General features: G+C 69.6%; 12 protein-coding genes. 6 read left to right on the top strand and 6 right to left on the bottom strand.

Annotated elements, in window-relative coordinates:
* A complete protein-coding gene (locus AB0N66_RS01475; RefSeq protein WP_365426818.1) occupies positions 1-525 on the top strand; it encodes an adenylate kinase in 525 nt (174 codons plus the stop codon).
* An 89-nt stretch (positions 526-614) separates the two neighbouring features.
* On the opposite strand, the gene AB0N66_RS01480 is transcribed toward AB0N66_RS01475, so the two are convergent.
* Entirely contained in the window at positions 615-1,235 is a 621-nt protein-coding gene (locus AB0N66_RS01480; protein WP_365426821.1) for a hypothetical protein, read from the bottom strand.
* A gap of 482 nt (positions 1,236-1,717) precedes the next feature.
* Between AB0N66_RS01480 and rsgA the strand changes: the two genes are divergently transcribed.
* Positions 1,718-2,812, top strand: coding sequence for a ribosome small subunit-dependent GTPase A (gene rsgA / locus AB0N66_RS01485; protein WP_365426823.1), 1,095 nt, complete (start codon positions 1,718-1,720; stop codon positions 2,810-2,812).
* Positions 2,813-2,888: 76 nt separating this feature from the next.
* On the opposite strand, the gene AB0N66_RS01490 is transcribed toward rsgA, so the two are convergent.
* Positions 2,889-3,629, bottom strand: coding sequence for a peptidase E (locus AB0N66_RS01490; protein WP_365426825.1), 741 nt, complete (start codon positions 3,627-3,629; stop codon positions 2,889-2,891).
* Between the two features lie 39 nt (positions 3,630-3,668).
* Positions 3,669-4,037: a PPOX class F420-dependent oxidoreductase gene (locus tag AB0N66_RS01495; RefSeq protein WP_365426828.1), complete on the bottom strand. Its 369-nt coding sequence runs from the start codon at positions 4,035-4,037 to the stop codon at positions 3,669-3,671.
* A gap of 150 nt (positions 4,038-4,187) precedes the next feature.
* On the opposite strand from AB0N66_RS01495, the gene AB0N66_RS01500 reads away from it, so the two are divergent.
* Positions 4,188-5,429 carry an SGNH/GDSL hydrolase family protein gene (locus tag AB0N66_RS01500; RefSeq protein WP_365426831.1) on the top strand — a complete coding sequence of 414 codons (1,242 nt, stop codon included), beginning with the start codon at positions 4,188-4,190 and terminating at the stop codon, positions 5,427-5,429.
* 64 nt (positions 5,430-5,493) lie between these two features.
* On the opposite strand, the gene AB0N66_RS01505 is transcribed toward AB0N66_RS01500, so the two are convergent.
* Both AB0N66_RS01505 and AB0N66_RS01510 read right to left on the bottom strand, forming a co-directional pair.
* Complete coding sequence (locus AB0N66_RS01505) at positions 5,494-5,976, bottom strand: DUF456 domain-containing protein (RefSeq protein ID WP_365426833.1); 483 nt, start codon at positions 5,974-5,976, stop codon at positions 5,494-5,496.
* Positions 5,977-6,012: 36 nt separating this feature from the next.
* Entirely contained in the window at positions 6,013-6,993 is a 981-nt protein-coding gene (locus AB0N66_RS01510) for a winged helix-turn-helix transcriptional regulator (protein WP_365426836.1), read from the bottom strand.
* Positions 6,994-7,573: 580 nt separating this feature from the next.
* Between AB0N66_RS01510 and AB0N66_RS01515 the strand changes: the two genes are divergently transcribed.
* The 3 genes from AB0N66_RS01515 (at position 7,574) to AB0N66_RS01525 (ending at position 11,862) form a co-directional block, all read left to right on the top strand.
* On the top strand, positions 7,574-9,193 hold the full coding sequence (locus AB0N66_RS01515) for a protein phosphatase 2C domain-containing protein (RefSeq protein WP_365426838.1): 1,620 nt from the start codon (positions 7,574-7,576) through the stop codon (positions 9,191-9,193).
* A gap of 64 nt (positions 9,194-9,257) precedes the next feature.
* Complete coding sequence (locus AB0N66_RS01520) at positions 9,258-11,000, top strand: pyruvate dehydrogenase (protein ID WP_365426841.1); 1,743 nt, start codon at positions 9,258-9,260, stop codon at positions 10,998-11,000.
* Positions 11,001-11,379: 379 nt separating this feature from the next.
* Positions 11,380-11,862, top strand: a complete 483-nt coding sequence (locus tag AB0N66_RS01525) for an ATP-binding protein (protein ID WP_365426843.1) — start codon at positions 11,380-11,382, stop codon at positions 11,860-11,862.
* 64 nt (positions 11,863-11,926) lie between these two features.
* Here AB0N66_RS01525 and AB0N66_RS01530 read toward each other — a convergent pair whose 3' ends face one another.
* On the bottom strand, positions 11,927-12,991 hold the full coding sequence (locus tag AB0N66_RS01530; RefSeq protein ID WP_365426846.1) for a DUF2637 domain-containing protein: 1,065 nt from the start codon (positions 12,989-12,991) through the stop codon (positions 11,927-11,929).
* Positions 12,992-13,288 lie beyond the last annotated feature (297 nt).

A 13,288-nucleotide genomic window follows, 5' to 3' on the forward strand; every position in this document is an offset into this window, starting at 1 on the left:
GTGCAACGCATCCTCGTCGCCGGCATCAGCGGGGCCGGAAAATCCACCATGGCGCAAGCCCTCTCCGCCCGGCTCCAACTGCCGTTCCACGAGATGGATTCGCTCAGGTTCACCGGACCGGACTGGACAGTCGACCCCGACTTTCACCAACGGGTCGCGATGATCGCCGCCACCCCCGCATGGATCTTCGACTCCATCGGCTACCCCGAAGTCCGCGATCTGCTGTGGACCAAGGCCGACGCCGTGATCTGGCTCGACTACCGCAAAGCCGTCGTCATGCCGCGCGTACTGCGCCGGACCCTGCTCCGCGAGCGGATTTTCGGTGGCAATGTGGAAACCCTGTCGCTCTGGTTCAGCGGCGATCACCCCGCATGGTCATCCTGGACCCAACACGCCGCCCGCCGCGCCGAGATCGACCGCCGCACGACCGACCCACGCTTCGTACCGCTGCGGGTCATCCACTTCCGTTCCCCGCGCCGGGCCACCGTGTGGCTACGCGGCCAGTCCCTACCGTCCTGTGACTGACCTCGCCCTCCGTGATCGAACCAGCGGTATCGAACCAGCTGTAGCGCCACCGCCTGCCGGGCCGCGCAGGACCGGTTCGGTCCGGCGATCTACGCGGGGACGAGGACGGTAAGCCACTCGGCTTCACGTGGCCTAAACCCGTAGCGGTCCCACAGCCCCGACACGATCGCCGGGACGTGGCCGGCCCCATAGACGATGGCCACCCGGATCGGCTCGTCGCCGCGTTCCGCGTGGATCTCACCGAGCGCGTCGAGCAACCGCTGATCGCGCCGACCGGTCATCGCGTGCTCCACGGGATCGTCGGCCAGCATCTCCGCCCGCGGAGTCGACGGCAGATCCTCGACCACCAGGTCTTCATCGAGGAAGGCGCGCGGACCGCGCAACGCGAACACCAGGCCCATCACCGGGGCCGCCACCATGAGCAGCACGTACATCCACCGCGGCAGTGTCTTCAGGTCCGCGATCGCCTCCGCCGCGGTCACATCCGGGTTGATGACCGGCACGTCATCGGGAAGCAGCAACTCCTCGCGCTGTTCCTGCAGTCCGTTGCGCCGCCGGCGTGGGGCGAACCGGTAAGCAAGCGTGAGGGCGCTCACTCCGACCGACTTCCCTCGGATTCCCTCGATGACTATGAGGTCGCATTCCCTGAGCCTGATGCGGACCTGGGAGTAGAACGTCGGCGAAGCCACATGCAGCATCGGGAAGATCACGAATTCAAGTGGCGTCCCTGTCCGCCTCATAGTGATCACAGCAGATCGGACGGCATACCCGGTCACCTCGATGATCTGCACGATTCCCCCGCCAACCTCGCCCGGTTTCCCGTCCACCCGTACCAGGACACGAGCCCGCCCAGGGCCATGGTTCCCGCCTGGCGCGCGCGGGCGCGGGCGCGGGCGCCGGACGCCCGGGTCCATGGGAGGACGCGAACGTGTCGCTTCATGGGCGTGCCGTAATTCGGTGGCGTCGCGACTCGTGCACCTTCTAGGGTCGGTGGTGTTCGAGCGGCTACCCCCGAGGTGCCGTGGGTGACTTGGCTTGTCCGGGAGGTGTGACCGATGGCTGTCTTTGAGATGGGCGCTGCCCGCATCCAGAAGTTCATCAAGTCCATCTCCGTGGCCACCGGCTGACCTTCCTCTCTCTTTCCTTCGCGCCTGAGCGCGCGTGCCGGGGCCGCCCCTGTGAAGGGTCTCCCTTGTCTTCCTTTTCTCTTTCTCTCCACCCTCTGACGCCCTATGGCTGGGACGACGCATGGGCGGACGAGTTCGCCCCGTACGACGCCGAGGGGCTGTTGGCCGGACGGGTGATCCGGGTCGACCGCGGGCAGTGTGACGTGGTCACCGCCGACGGGCCCCTGCGCGCGGACACCGCTTTCGTGACGCCGAACGACCCGCTGCGGGTCGTGTGCACCGGCGACTGGGTCGCCGTCGAACCGGCCGGCAACCCGCGCTACATACGCACGTATCTGCCACGCCGTACGGCCTTCGTGCGCTCCACCTCCTCCAAGCGCTCGGAGGGGCAGATCCTCGCGGCCAACGTCGACTACGTGGTCGTGGCCGTCTCCCTGGCCGTGGAACTCGACCTCGGCCGCGTCGAACGCTTCCTGGCCCTGGCCTGGGAGTCCGGCGCGCAGCCGGTGGTCGTCCTCACCAAAGCCGACCTCGTGCCGGACCCGGTAACGCTCGGGCACCTCGTGGAGGACACCGAGACGACGGCGCCCGGGGTGCCGGTGCTGCCGGTGAGCGCCAATACCCGGGAAGGCCTCGACGTACTGGAGGCCGTCCTCTCCGGCGGTACGACCGTGCTCCTCGGACAGTCCGGCGCGGGAAAGTCGACCCTCGCCAACGCCTTGCTCGGCGAGGACGTCATGGAGGTACAGGCCGCGCGTGACGTCGACGGCAAGGGCCGTCACACCACGACGACCCGCAACCTCCTCGCCCTCCCCGGAGGCGGCGTCCTCATCGACACGCCCGGCCTGCGCGGCGTGGGCCTCTGGGACGCCGAGACCGGCGTCGGCCAGGTCTTCGCCGAGATAGAACAACTCGCCGCGCACTGTCACTTCCACGACTGCGCCCACACAGCCGAACCCGGCTGCGGCGTCCTCGCCGCGGTCGACTCCGGCACCCTCCCCGAACGCCGCCTCGACAGCTACCGCAAACTCCTCCGAGAAAACCAGCGCATCGTCGCGAAGACGGACGCCCGCCTGCGAGCGGAGATCCGCAAGGACTGGAAGCGGAAGGGCGCGGAGGGCCGAGCGGCGATGGAAGCGAAGAGGGGCCACTGGGGCTGATTTCAGGTCCTCAGGGCTTTGAGGGCGAGGGCCGTTCAGGCTGATACGGGGGTTCCCTGCGGGTGGAGCCCCCGTATCAGCGGCCTGGCGACGGCAACAGCCGTGGTTCGAGGCGCTCCTCGACCACCGAGTTTCCCTCGCGTCTGACCACGTACGCGCCCTTGCGCGGTATCTCGGTGACTGCGTCGACGAGTTCCGTTCCCCGGTACACCAGCCCCACGCCGTCATCGGTGCAGTGGGTGGCAGGCAGCGTGCCGTCGGCGACCAGCTGGTGCACCAGCGGACGGCGGCCCTCGTCACTGTCGTAATGGACACCGTTGCCGTACGGGAGGTATCCGAGTCCGTCGGTGAGCGGGCGCAGTTCGGGTCCGAAGGAGTCCGTGGTGCCGCCCCGGAACCAGCAGACCGACCCGGCGCTCACCCCACTGAGCACCACCCCGGCCTCCCATGCGCGCCGGAAGACCGTGTCGAGCCCGTGCACACGCCAGACGGCGAGCAGGTTCGCCGCCGAACCGCCCATGACCCAGACGACGTCCTGTTCAAGGACCGATCCTTCGATGTCCTTGAGGTTCGGCATGGGGAAGAGATGCAGCGGCGTCAGGTCGAACCCCGCCACACGGGCGGCCTCGGTCATGCGGCTGGTGAAGTGCTCGGCGTCGCCGATCGCCGTTCCGACGTACATGACACGGGGCCTGCGCCCGTGGGCGCCCGACAGTTCAACAGCGTGGTGGACGAGTGCGTCGAAGGTCACCTGGGTGCGGTCTCCGGCACGGTGACCACCCGAGGTGGCCAAGATGGTGGGCTCGGAGGCGGTCATGGCCCGCGACACTACCAAGCCCTCCACCACAGGTGGTCCTCAGCCCTCCAGCCCCCAACTGTGAATCCGCCGCGGACGCACCCGGATCAGCTCCTCGCTGAAATGTGGCCCCAACTCGTGCGGTCCGGTGAGGAGTTCCGCCTCGCCTCGGATGTCGACGCCTCTGACCTTCCACGGCTGGAGGCTGACGATGTCGTCGACGACGAGCGCGACCTTCGGGTTCCTCTGCAGGTTGCGCCACTTCTTGGTGGACCCCATCGAGTAGCCGCCGATCAGGATCGTCCCGTCCTCCTGCGGGAAGAAGCCGACGGGGTTCGCCTGCGGCTGCCCGTGGGTGTCGACGGTGGCCAGCCGCCCCAGCCGCTGCGACTTGAGGTACACACGCTCGGCCTCGCTGAATTCGGTCATGGCAGCAGCCAAACACGCCTGTGGGTGGTGGCGCATCGGTCCTGGGCGTAGGGCCATGGTCGTAGTACGGGTGTACGGACGTGCGCCCAATGGCGTGCAATGGGGCGAGAGTGCGTTGGTGGGGACGACCGCTCGGGAATCCTTGGGCCCATGACCCGCGCGATCAAGGTCCGGCATGTCCTCGCGGTCCTGGTGACGACCCTCGTTCTCGCCCCACCGTCCGCGAGAGCCGACGCGGCGCCGGCCCTCGGCCCGTTCGCCCTCGCCCCCACCCCCACGTGGACCGGAACCTGGGAAGGCGCCGCCTCCGGCACCGTCCCCGCGCTGCCCGGCGCCACGATTCGCAACGTCGTGCACACCAGCGTCGGCGGCAGCGCCGCCCGTATCCGGATCTCCAACCGGCTCGGCACAAAGCCGCTCCAACTCGGCGCTGTCACCGTCGCCTTGCAGGAACCGGGCGCGCCGAGCAGTCCGAAGGCCGTCGCCGGTTCGATGCGCACCGCCACTTTCGGGGGCGCCGGTACGGTGACGATCCCGGCGGGCCAGGACCTGGTGACCGACCCCGTGTACCTCCCGATCCCCGCCGACGCCAACCTCCTGGTCTCGGTACACACCCCCACCGACTCGGGCCCGGCGACCTACCACCGCTCCGCCATCCAGGCCAACTTCGTTGCACCCGCAGGCGACCGGACCACCGAGGAGAGCGGCACCGCGTACACGGTCAGCATCGGCAACTGGTACTACGTGACCGGTGTCGACGTGCTCGGCACCTCCGCCGCCGGCAGTGTGGTCGCGCTCGGCGACTCCATCACCGACGGCACCGGCTCCTCGTTCAGCGCCAACCACCGCTGGCCCGACCGGCTCGCCGACCGTCTGAAGGACCTCCCGTCGAACCGCCGGCTCGGCGTCCTCAACGCGGGGATCTCCGGAAACCGCCTCCTCCTTGAGGGAAACGGCCCCAGCGCCCTGGACCGCCTCGACGCCGACGCCCTCTCCCGTACCGGCGTACGCGTGGTGATCCTGATGGAGGGCATCAACGACATCAAGGGCACCCCGGAGCAGACGGACCCCGACGCCATCGAGGACGCGTACCGCAGCCTGGTGAACCGCGCGCACTCCCGCGGAATCCGTGTCATCGGCGCGACACTCACCCCGTACGGCGGACACAGCGCCTACACGCAAGCCCGCGAGACCGTGCGCCAGGAGGTCAACACCGTGGTCCGCACAGGCGGTCTCTTCGACGCGGTCGTCGACTTCGACGCCGTCGTCCGCGACCCGGCCGACCGGAGCCGTATCCTCCCGGCCTACGACCCCGGCGACCACCTCCACTTCAACGACGCGGGCATGAAGGCGATGGCCGACTCGATCGACCTGGCCACGCTGGCACCCTGAATTCCTTGATCAGCTGACACCCTGAATGCCTTGATCAAAAGAGCCGGGCCGCAAGCCGTAGAGCTCAGCCCCACACCGCCGCCCCCAACCACGCCCCCATGATCAGCAAGCACGTGAACAGCTCCGTCAGCACACTCCACCCGCCTGCCCGCATCGCCGTCCGCACCGACGCCCTCGCCTGCCCGTGCCCGCCCAGGCGCAGTCGCTCGGAGAGATAGATCCCGCAGAGGAAGCCGGGTATCGCACCGGCCACCGGCACCAGAAAGAAGCCGAGCAGCGCCCCGGACCCGGCGTATACCGCCATTCGAGGGGTTGCCCCGCTCTCCCGTATCCGTCGGGGTGGCAGCGTCCACCGGACCGCCTGGGACAGCAGCAGGATCACGGTCGCGCCCACGAGCACGACCCAGGCGAGCGCCCGGGTGTCCTCCAGCGCCCACCACAGGACCGCGGCCCATACGAGCCACGACCCCGGTACGCCGGGCACCAGTACTCCGGCCAGGCCGAGCAGTATCACCACCCCGACCAGCAGGAGTTCCCACGCTCCCATCTGCCCAGCCTGACTGAGTCGGCGAGAAACCGCAGGTCAGTCCCGCGCCACCCAGCCCTTCTCGTACGCGTGCCAGCCTAGCTGGAGCCGGGTCGTCACGGCCGCCAGCTCCATCAGCCGCTTCACTCGGCGCTGCACGGTCCGTAGCCCCAGATCGAGCTGCTTGGCGACGCTCGCGTCGGTCAGCCCGGCCAGCAGCAGGGACAGGATCTCCAGATCGGTGCCGTCCGGGCCGTCCGCCTCCTGCTCCGTGAGCCCCGCACTGCCGAGCCGCAGCGGCAGCGCGTCCCGCCATACCGACTCGAACAGCCCGGAGAGCAGCTCGAGCAGTCCGCTCTCGTGGACGACCAGCGCGGCGGGCTCCGCGGTGCGCGAGGTGAGCGGCACCATCGCGAGCGTTCGGTCGGCGATCACCAGCTTGGTCGGCACCTTGTCCACGACCCGCACCTGCTCGTCCCGGCCGAGCGCGGCGGACAGCTCGGTGATCCCGTCGGGCAGGTCGAGGACCGCACGCTCGACGGCCACGCGGTAACGGACCCCACGGCCCGCGGCCTGTTCCTCCGCGTCGTTCTCCATCCCGGAGACGACGACCGGATTCCCGGTGACCAGCGCGCACACCTCCTCGGTCGCGCCGAGCTGGAGTTGCAGGAACCGCTGCGCGACCGCCGCGGCGCCGATCACCACCTCGACCAGGTCGTGCACGGCGGGCTCGGCGGCCTGCCCGCGGTACTCCTCGGCGAGCAGTGCGGCCGCCAGTTCCGCCTTCTCCAGCTCGTGCCGCTGCTGGGTCAGCAGTGCGCCGAGCGCCACACCGGGAGGGGCGGCGACCCAGCGGCCCGGGCGCGCCGACGACTGTGCCGCGAGTCCGTGCCGCTCAAGGCGGCGAAGGGCGCGTTCCGTGTCGTACTCGCCGAGCGTGAGCCGTCGCGCGAGATCGGGCACGTCTGCGGCGCCCACGGACACCAGCGCCCGGTACGCCGTCTCGTGCGTCTCGTCCAGACCTATCGCTCCCAGCATGCGGCGACGTTCCTCCCCAAGGAATCGTTTCAGCAGGTCGGTGGTGCCCATGGCGGAAAACAGCCACGGCGCAAACCCGCCTCCGCACATCATCGCCGTACCCCCCGCCTCTCTGACAAGCTCACGCCACCGCAGTACCAAACACCGCCCGTAATGCCCTGTTCAGGGCCATCATGGGTGGGTCGAGTTGTGACCGTGAATCACAGCGGAGCTTCAGGAAAGCCAGTCACACTCGGCCGAACAGACCGACACCAACGACAATTCGGTCACCCAGACTGTGGCCTGGGCCCATGGCGTGCGCCGGGCCCGGTCACTCCGGCGCCGCCGGGCGGTTCTCCCGTGGGGGGTGGGACCGCCCGGCGGTATCCGTCCGTCCGGGGCCCTGCGGATACCGGTTTTCCTCATCCGTCCGGGCCTGGCGCGTACCGGTTTTCCTTATCCACCCGCGCCCGGTGCGTACCGGTTTCCCTCGTATCGCCGTTCGACGGTTCATCCGACACGCCGTTCGAGGACCAGTCCCTTGGCCGGTTTTTCCGGATGCCCCGTTTTCATCCGGCTCCCGCGGTGGACAATTAGGGGCATGAGCCAGCAGGGGGAGAAGCCCACCGGTCATGAGGACGACTGGTGGGGGCAGTTGTACGACGACTCCACCGAGGACACGGGGCCCGCGGCCGTGGCCGATTCCCTGGACGACCGGTTCGCGTCGGTCGCGGGGACGGTGAGTCTTGAGCCCGCGCCCGCTCCGCGACCGGCGCCGACGCCCGAGCTTGACGTCCCGCCTCAGCCGGAGCGGCCCCCCGCCGTACCCGAGCAGCGCCCCGGTCGCTGGGACCGCGGCGACGCCCCCCAGCCGAGCCCCGGCCTCAGACGGAGCCCCGACCCCGGTCCCTGGCAGGCCCCGCCCGCCGGTCCGCCTGTCGCTCCGCCCCCGGGTCCGCCCACCGGTCTGCCCACATGGCCGGCCGCCGACCCGTCCGTTCCCGCCATCTTCCCGCCGGGGCCGACCCCGCCGGGATTCCGCCCGCAGCAGCCCCCGAGCCGTACGTCCACGGAGCCACCCGCGGCGGCCGTACCCGCCTCGAACACTCCGGCTTCTCCCGCGTCGAACGCTCCGGTCTCGGACGCTCCGGTCTCGAACGCCCCCGTGCCCGAGGACGCCCCGTCACCTCCGCCACTCCCGGCCCGCCCGGACCACGAACCCACCCTCTCCGTCCTCCACCAGCCTCCCGCCATCGACTACGTCGACTACGTCGGCTCGGGCCCGCCCACCTACGACGCCGAGCCCACCACCCTCCCGCCCGCCGACCCGGACGAACTCGACGACCTGGTCGCCGACACGGTGCTGGACGGCGCGCGCTACGGGACCAGCACGCTGCGGGCCGTCTCCGTACGCGGGGACTCCGCGCGCTACCGGGGCGAGCCACGCCGGGACTCGCTGCTCACCGCCCGGTTCGGGACGGGGGAGCAGGCGCTCGTGCTCGTCGCGATGGCGACCGGGGCCCGGGCCACGCCCGGCGCGCACCTGGCGGCGGCCGAGGCCTGCCAGTGGATCGGGCGGGCCGTCGGGCGCAGTCACGCACGGCTGGCCGAGGACATCAGGGCCGCCCGGCGCGGTGACCTGAAGTCGGGGCTGCACCGGCTCACCGACCGCAGCCTCGGCAAACTGCGGGCGAGCGCGGCCGAGCAGGGCATCGAACCCGAGGAGTACACCGCGAGCCTGCGGTGCCTGCTGCTGCCCGCCGATCCCGAGTGCCGTACGCGCGTCTTCTTCGGCGTCGGGGCCGGGGGCCTGTTCCGGTTGCGGGACGGCGAGTGGCAGGACATCGAGCCGCGGGTCGCCGACGCCACCGGCGAGGCCGTGGTCGGCTTCGGATCGCTGCCCCACGAGACCCCGGAGGGCGACCGGCTCACCATGGACCTGGGGATCACGACACCCCCGAGCCCGTACGAGGCGATCGCCGAGCCGCCCCGCGCCCCGTTCCGCTTCCGTGCCTCCGTCGCCCGCCCGGGTGACACGCTCCTGCTGTGCACCGGCGGCCTGGCGGAGCCGCTGCGCGGCGAACCCGAGCTCGCGGAGCATCTGACGGCGCGATGGTCGGCGGCGGACCCGCCCGGTCTCGCCGCGTTCCTCACGGACACCCAGGTGCGGGTCAAGGGATACGCCGATGATCGAACAGCGGCGGCCGTTTGGGAGGCGTAACGCTTGGCCCTGTGAATTCATGGAACCCAGAGGGATCTCCGGATACCGAAGGGCACGTGAAGTCATGGCCAAGCAGAACGTCGCCGAACAGTTCGTCGACATCCTCGTCCGCGCGGGAGTGAAGCGCCTGTACGGCGTCGTCGGCGACAGCCTCAACCCGGTCGTGGACGCGATCCGGCGCAACTCCGCCATCGACTGGATCCATGTCCGGCACGAGGAGACCGCCGCCTTCGCCGCGGGCGCCGAGGCCCAGGTCACCGGCAAGCTCGCCGCCTGCGCCGGCTCCTGCGGCCCCGGAAACCTGCACCTGATCAACGGCCTGTACGACGCCCACCGCTCGATGGCCCCAGTGCTGGCCCTCGCCTCGCACATCCCCTCCAGCGAGATCGGCCTCGGCTACTTCCAGGAGACCCACCCGGAGCGGCTGTTCAACGAGTGCAGCCACTACAACGAGATGATCTCCAACCCGAAGCAGATGCCGAGGCTGCTCCAGACCGCCATCCAGCACGCGGTGGGCCAGTCCGGCGTCAGCGTCGTCTCGCTCCCCGGCGACATCGCCTCCGAGCCCGCCCCCGACAAGACCCTGGAGACCGCCCTCGTCACCTCCCGGCCCAGCGTCCGCCCGGGCGACGCCGAGATCGACAAGCTCGTCGCGATGATCGACGAGGCGGACAGGGTCACCCTCTTCTGCGGCAGCGGCACCGCGGGCGCGCATGCCGAGGTCATGGAGTTCGCGGAGAAGATCAAGTCCCCGGTCGGGCACGCGCTGCGGGGCAAGGAGTGGATCCAGTACGACAACCCGTACGACGTCGGCATGAGCGGCCTCCTCGGCTACGGCGCCGCCTACGAGGCAACTCATGAGTGCGATCTCCTCATCCTGCTCGGCACCGACTTCCCGTACAACGCCTTCCTCCCCGACGACGTCAAGATCGCCCAGGTCGATGTCCGCCCCGAGCGCCTGGGCCGCCGCTCCAAGCTGGAACTGGCCGTGTGGGGTGATGTGAAGGAGACCCTGCGCTGTCTCACCCCGCGTGTGAAGCCCAAGGAGAACCGGCGCTTCCTCGACAAGATGCTGAAGAAGCACGCCGACGCGCTCGAAGGAGTCATCAAGGCGTACACGAGGAAGGCGGAGAAGCACGTCCCGATCCACCCCGAGTACGTCGCCTCCCTCGTCGACGAACTCGCCGACGAGGACGCGGTGTTCACCGTCGACACAGGCATGTGCAATGTGTGGGCGGCCCGCTACATCACGCCCAACGGCCGCCGCCGCGTGATCGGTTCGTTCTCGCACGGTTCCATGGCGAACGCGCTGCCGATGGCCATCGGCGCCCAGTTCACCGACCGGAAGCGGCAGGTCGTGTCGATGTCAGGGGACGGCGGATTCTCCATGCTGATGGGCGACTTCCTCACCCTCGTCCAGTACGACCTGCCGGTGAAGATCGTCCTCTTCAACAACTCCTCCTTGGGCATGGTCGAGTTGGAGATGCTGGTCGCCGGGATGCCCTCGTTCGGGACCACGAACAAGAACCCCGACTTCGCGGCCGTGGCCCGCGCCTGCGGCGCATACGGTGTGCGCGTCGAGAAGCCCAAGGAACTCGCCGGCGCCCTCAAGGACGCCTTCAAGCACAAGGGCCCCGCCCTCGTGGACGTCGTCACCGACCCCAACGCCCTGTCCATCCCGCCGAAGATCAGCGCGGATATGGTGACCGGCTTCGCGCTGTCGGCCTCGAAGATCGTGCTGGACGGGGGAGTGGGGCGGATGGTGCAGATGGCCCGCTCCAACCTGCGGAACGTGCCGCGTCCTTAGGAGGTCGACTCTCCCTCGTAGCGCTAGGGGTCGGCTTTCCCCCGTATCGCCCCGAACTTCCTCGTCCCCGGACGACGGACGGGCTGTATACGACCGGATCGGCAGTGGTGCATGGGTAGTTGGGCCGATCGCCCCCAGCCGGAGTGTCTTCACCGAGGTCGGTCCGCAGGCGGGCGGGATCCCCGGGATGGGCACCGTCTCGAACGGCAGACGCACCGCCTCCACCAGAGTGTCCTTCCCGCCAGGGCTGCCGCCCCATCCGCCCCCGTACGAACGGTCGTTGACCATTCGACATGACTGTCGTGTTCCCGATGGGGCATGGATCCCGTGAACGTGTTCGAGCGGGAGGAAAACCGACATCGGCGCGCAGGCGGGGGTCATGAAAAGGCAGGCACGAGGAGGCGGTCCGACAGCCATCGGGGCCTTCTCCGGAAAAACGGTGGAGGAAGCGGCCGACGGCGTGCGGGACCAGCCGGGCGGAGCGCAGCTCAGGCGCAGGCTGGGCAGGGCGGACCTGCGGGCGGTGCCCGAGGTCCGGAGGGCGCTGCGGGAACTGTTACGGCACTGGGGGAGGCCGGGAAGGTCGGAGATAGCCGAGCTGTTGACCAGCGAGCTCGTCACCAACGCACTCATCCACACCGACCACGACGCGGTCCTGACGGCCACCGTCGGGCCTCGCGGACTCCGGGTGGAAGTAAGGGACTTCGTAGGACGCAGGCCCACGCTGCGGGTACCGATCGCCGACGACGGTACGCACGGCAGAGGTCTCGTTCTCGTCCAGTCCCTCGCGGACACTTGGGGGGTGCGGACGCACGGCGTGGGCAAGGCGGTGTGGTTCGAACTGGACGGCGGCGCGGTGTAGAGCTACCGCGCCGCCGTTCCAGTGTTCGCGGCCTTGACCGAACGGCCGTTGGTTCCGGTCGGTCCTAGCCGAACTGCTGCTCAAGATCCTTGAGCTTGCGCTCAAGGGAGTCGAGACGCGGTAGGGCCATCGTGTCGTCCTCCGCGGTGAGATCGACGGTGAACGGTTCGGCGCTGCTCTTGCGGACGGGCTGGAGCGAGGGCCGTGAGCGGACGGGCAGCTGCTCCGGGGCCGATATGGCAGGCTCCGCGGAGGCCTGGGCGGAGGTCCGCTCCACGGTCGCCGTCTCAAGCTCCCGTCCGCCACCGCCGCCACCACCGGGGCCGGGGCCGGGCAGCGCCTTGTGGCCACGGCTGAGCGCCTTGAGGTGTGCTCGCTCGACGCGCTCCTCGTTGCGGCGGCGCAGTCGGGTCTGCTCCTTCTGGCGCTTGTCCTCGCGCACCTCGTCCACGGCCTCGTCAAGGGTGCGCACGTTCTCAAGGAGCATCAACGACCAGGCGCTGTATGTCTCGCGGGGCGCGCGCAGCCAGCGGACCATCCGGATCTGGGGCAGCGGACGCGGGACCAGGCCCTGCTCACGCAGCGCGGCACGGCGGGTCTGCTTCAGCGCGCGGTCGAACAGCACGGCGGCGGACAGCGACATTCCGGCGAAGAACTGCGGGGCGCCCGCGTTGTCGATGCCACGAGGTGCGTGCACCCAGTTGAACCAGGCGGCGGCGCCGGCGAAGGTCCACACGAGTATCCGGGAGCCGAGCGCGGCGTCACCATGGCTGGCCTCACGGACGGCGAGCACGGAGCAGAACATGGCCGCGCCGTCCAGGCCGAACGGGACCAGGTACTCCCAGCCGCCGGAGAGATTCAGGTTCTCCTTGCCGAAGCCGACCAGGCCGTGGAAGGAGAGCGCGGCCGCGACCGCGGCACAGCAGAAGAGCAACACGTAGGAGGCCGTGCCGTATATGGCCTCCTTGCGCCTGCGGCGCTCCTCGCTGCGCTCCCAGGTGTCTTCCGTGCTCGCCGCTTTCGCCCCGGACCGCTTGCCGCGCGCGAGCACCGCCACCGCCGCCAGCAGGCCCAGGAGCAGAACGGCGCCCGGAAGCAGCCAGTTCAGCGATATGTCGGTCAGTCTCATCTGGGGTCCCTTGCATTGGGATAGGGCGTAACGCCCGTCATAGTGGCCCAATCCCATCGGCCCTCAGGGGTTTTCGGGGCAAGAGGCCGCCAACGGAGTGCAAGGGGATGCGCAGGGCGACATTCTGCTCGAACTACCGCGCGAGGGACGGGAGTTGAGTGCGATTAACACTACCCGTACGGGTGGTTCAACGGAAAGTGCTTGCGGCGTGTGAGGAAATTGTGAAGCGCCCGTAATCTGCGGGGTGCTCACAAGGGAAACCCCGGGAAAGTTGATCTTAGGGCATATGCGGGGTGG

It is taken from the genome of Streptomyces sp. NPDC093544 (genome assembly GCF_040683495.1).
Lineage (GTDB): Bacteria > Actinomycetota > Actinomycetes > Streptomycetales > Streptomycetaceae > Streptomyces.

Coding starts and splice junctions, on each gene's coding strand:
- AB0N66_RS01490 (WP_365426825.1), bottom strand. CDS start 3,629: ATGACCGCCTCCGAGCCCACCATCTTGGCCACCTCGGGTGGTCACCGT.
- AB0N66_RS01495 (WP_365426828.1), bottom strand. CDS start 4,037: ATGACCGAATTCAGCGAGGCCGAGCGTGTGTACCTCAAGTCGCAGCGG.
- AB0N66_RS01500 (WP_365426831.1), top strand. CDS start 4,188: ATGACCCGCGCGATCAAGGTCCGGCATGTCCTCGCGGTCCTGGTGACG.
- AB0N66_RS01505 (WP_365426833.1), bottom strand. CDS start 5,976: ATGGGAGCGTGGGAACTCCTGCTGGTCGGGGTGGTGATACTGCTCGGC.
- AB0N66_RS01510 (WP_365426836.1), bottom strand. CDS start 6,993: ATGCTGGGAGCGATAGGTCTGGACGAGACGCACGAGACGGCGTACCGG.
- AB0N66_RS01515 (WP_365426838.1), top strand. CDS start 7,574: ATGAGCCAGCAGGGGGAGAAGCCCACCGGTCATGAGGACGACTGGTGG.
- AB0N66_RS01520 (WP_365426841.1), top strand. CDS start 9,258: ATGGCCAAGCAGAACGTCGCCGAACAGTTCGTCGACATCCTCGTCCGC.
- AB0N66_RS01525 (WP_365426843.1), top strand. CDS start 11,380: ATGAAAAGGCAGGCACGAGGAGGCGGTCCGACAGCCATCGGGGCCTTC.
- AB0N66_RS01530 (WP_365426846.1), bottom strand. CDS start 12,991: ATGAGACTGACCGACATATCGCTGAACTGGCTGCTTCCGGGCGCCGTT.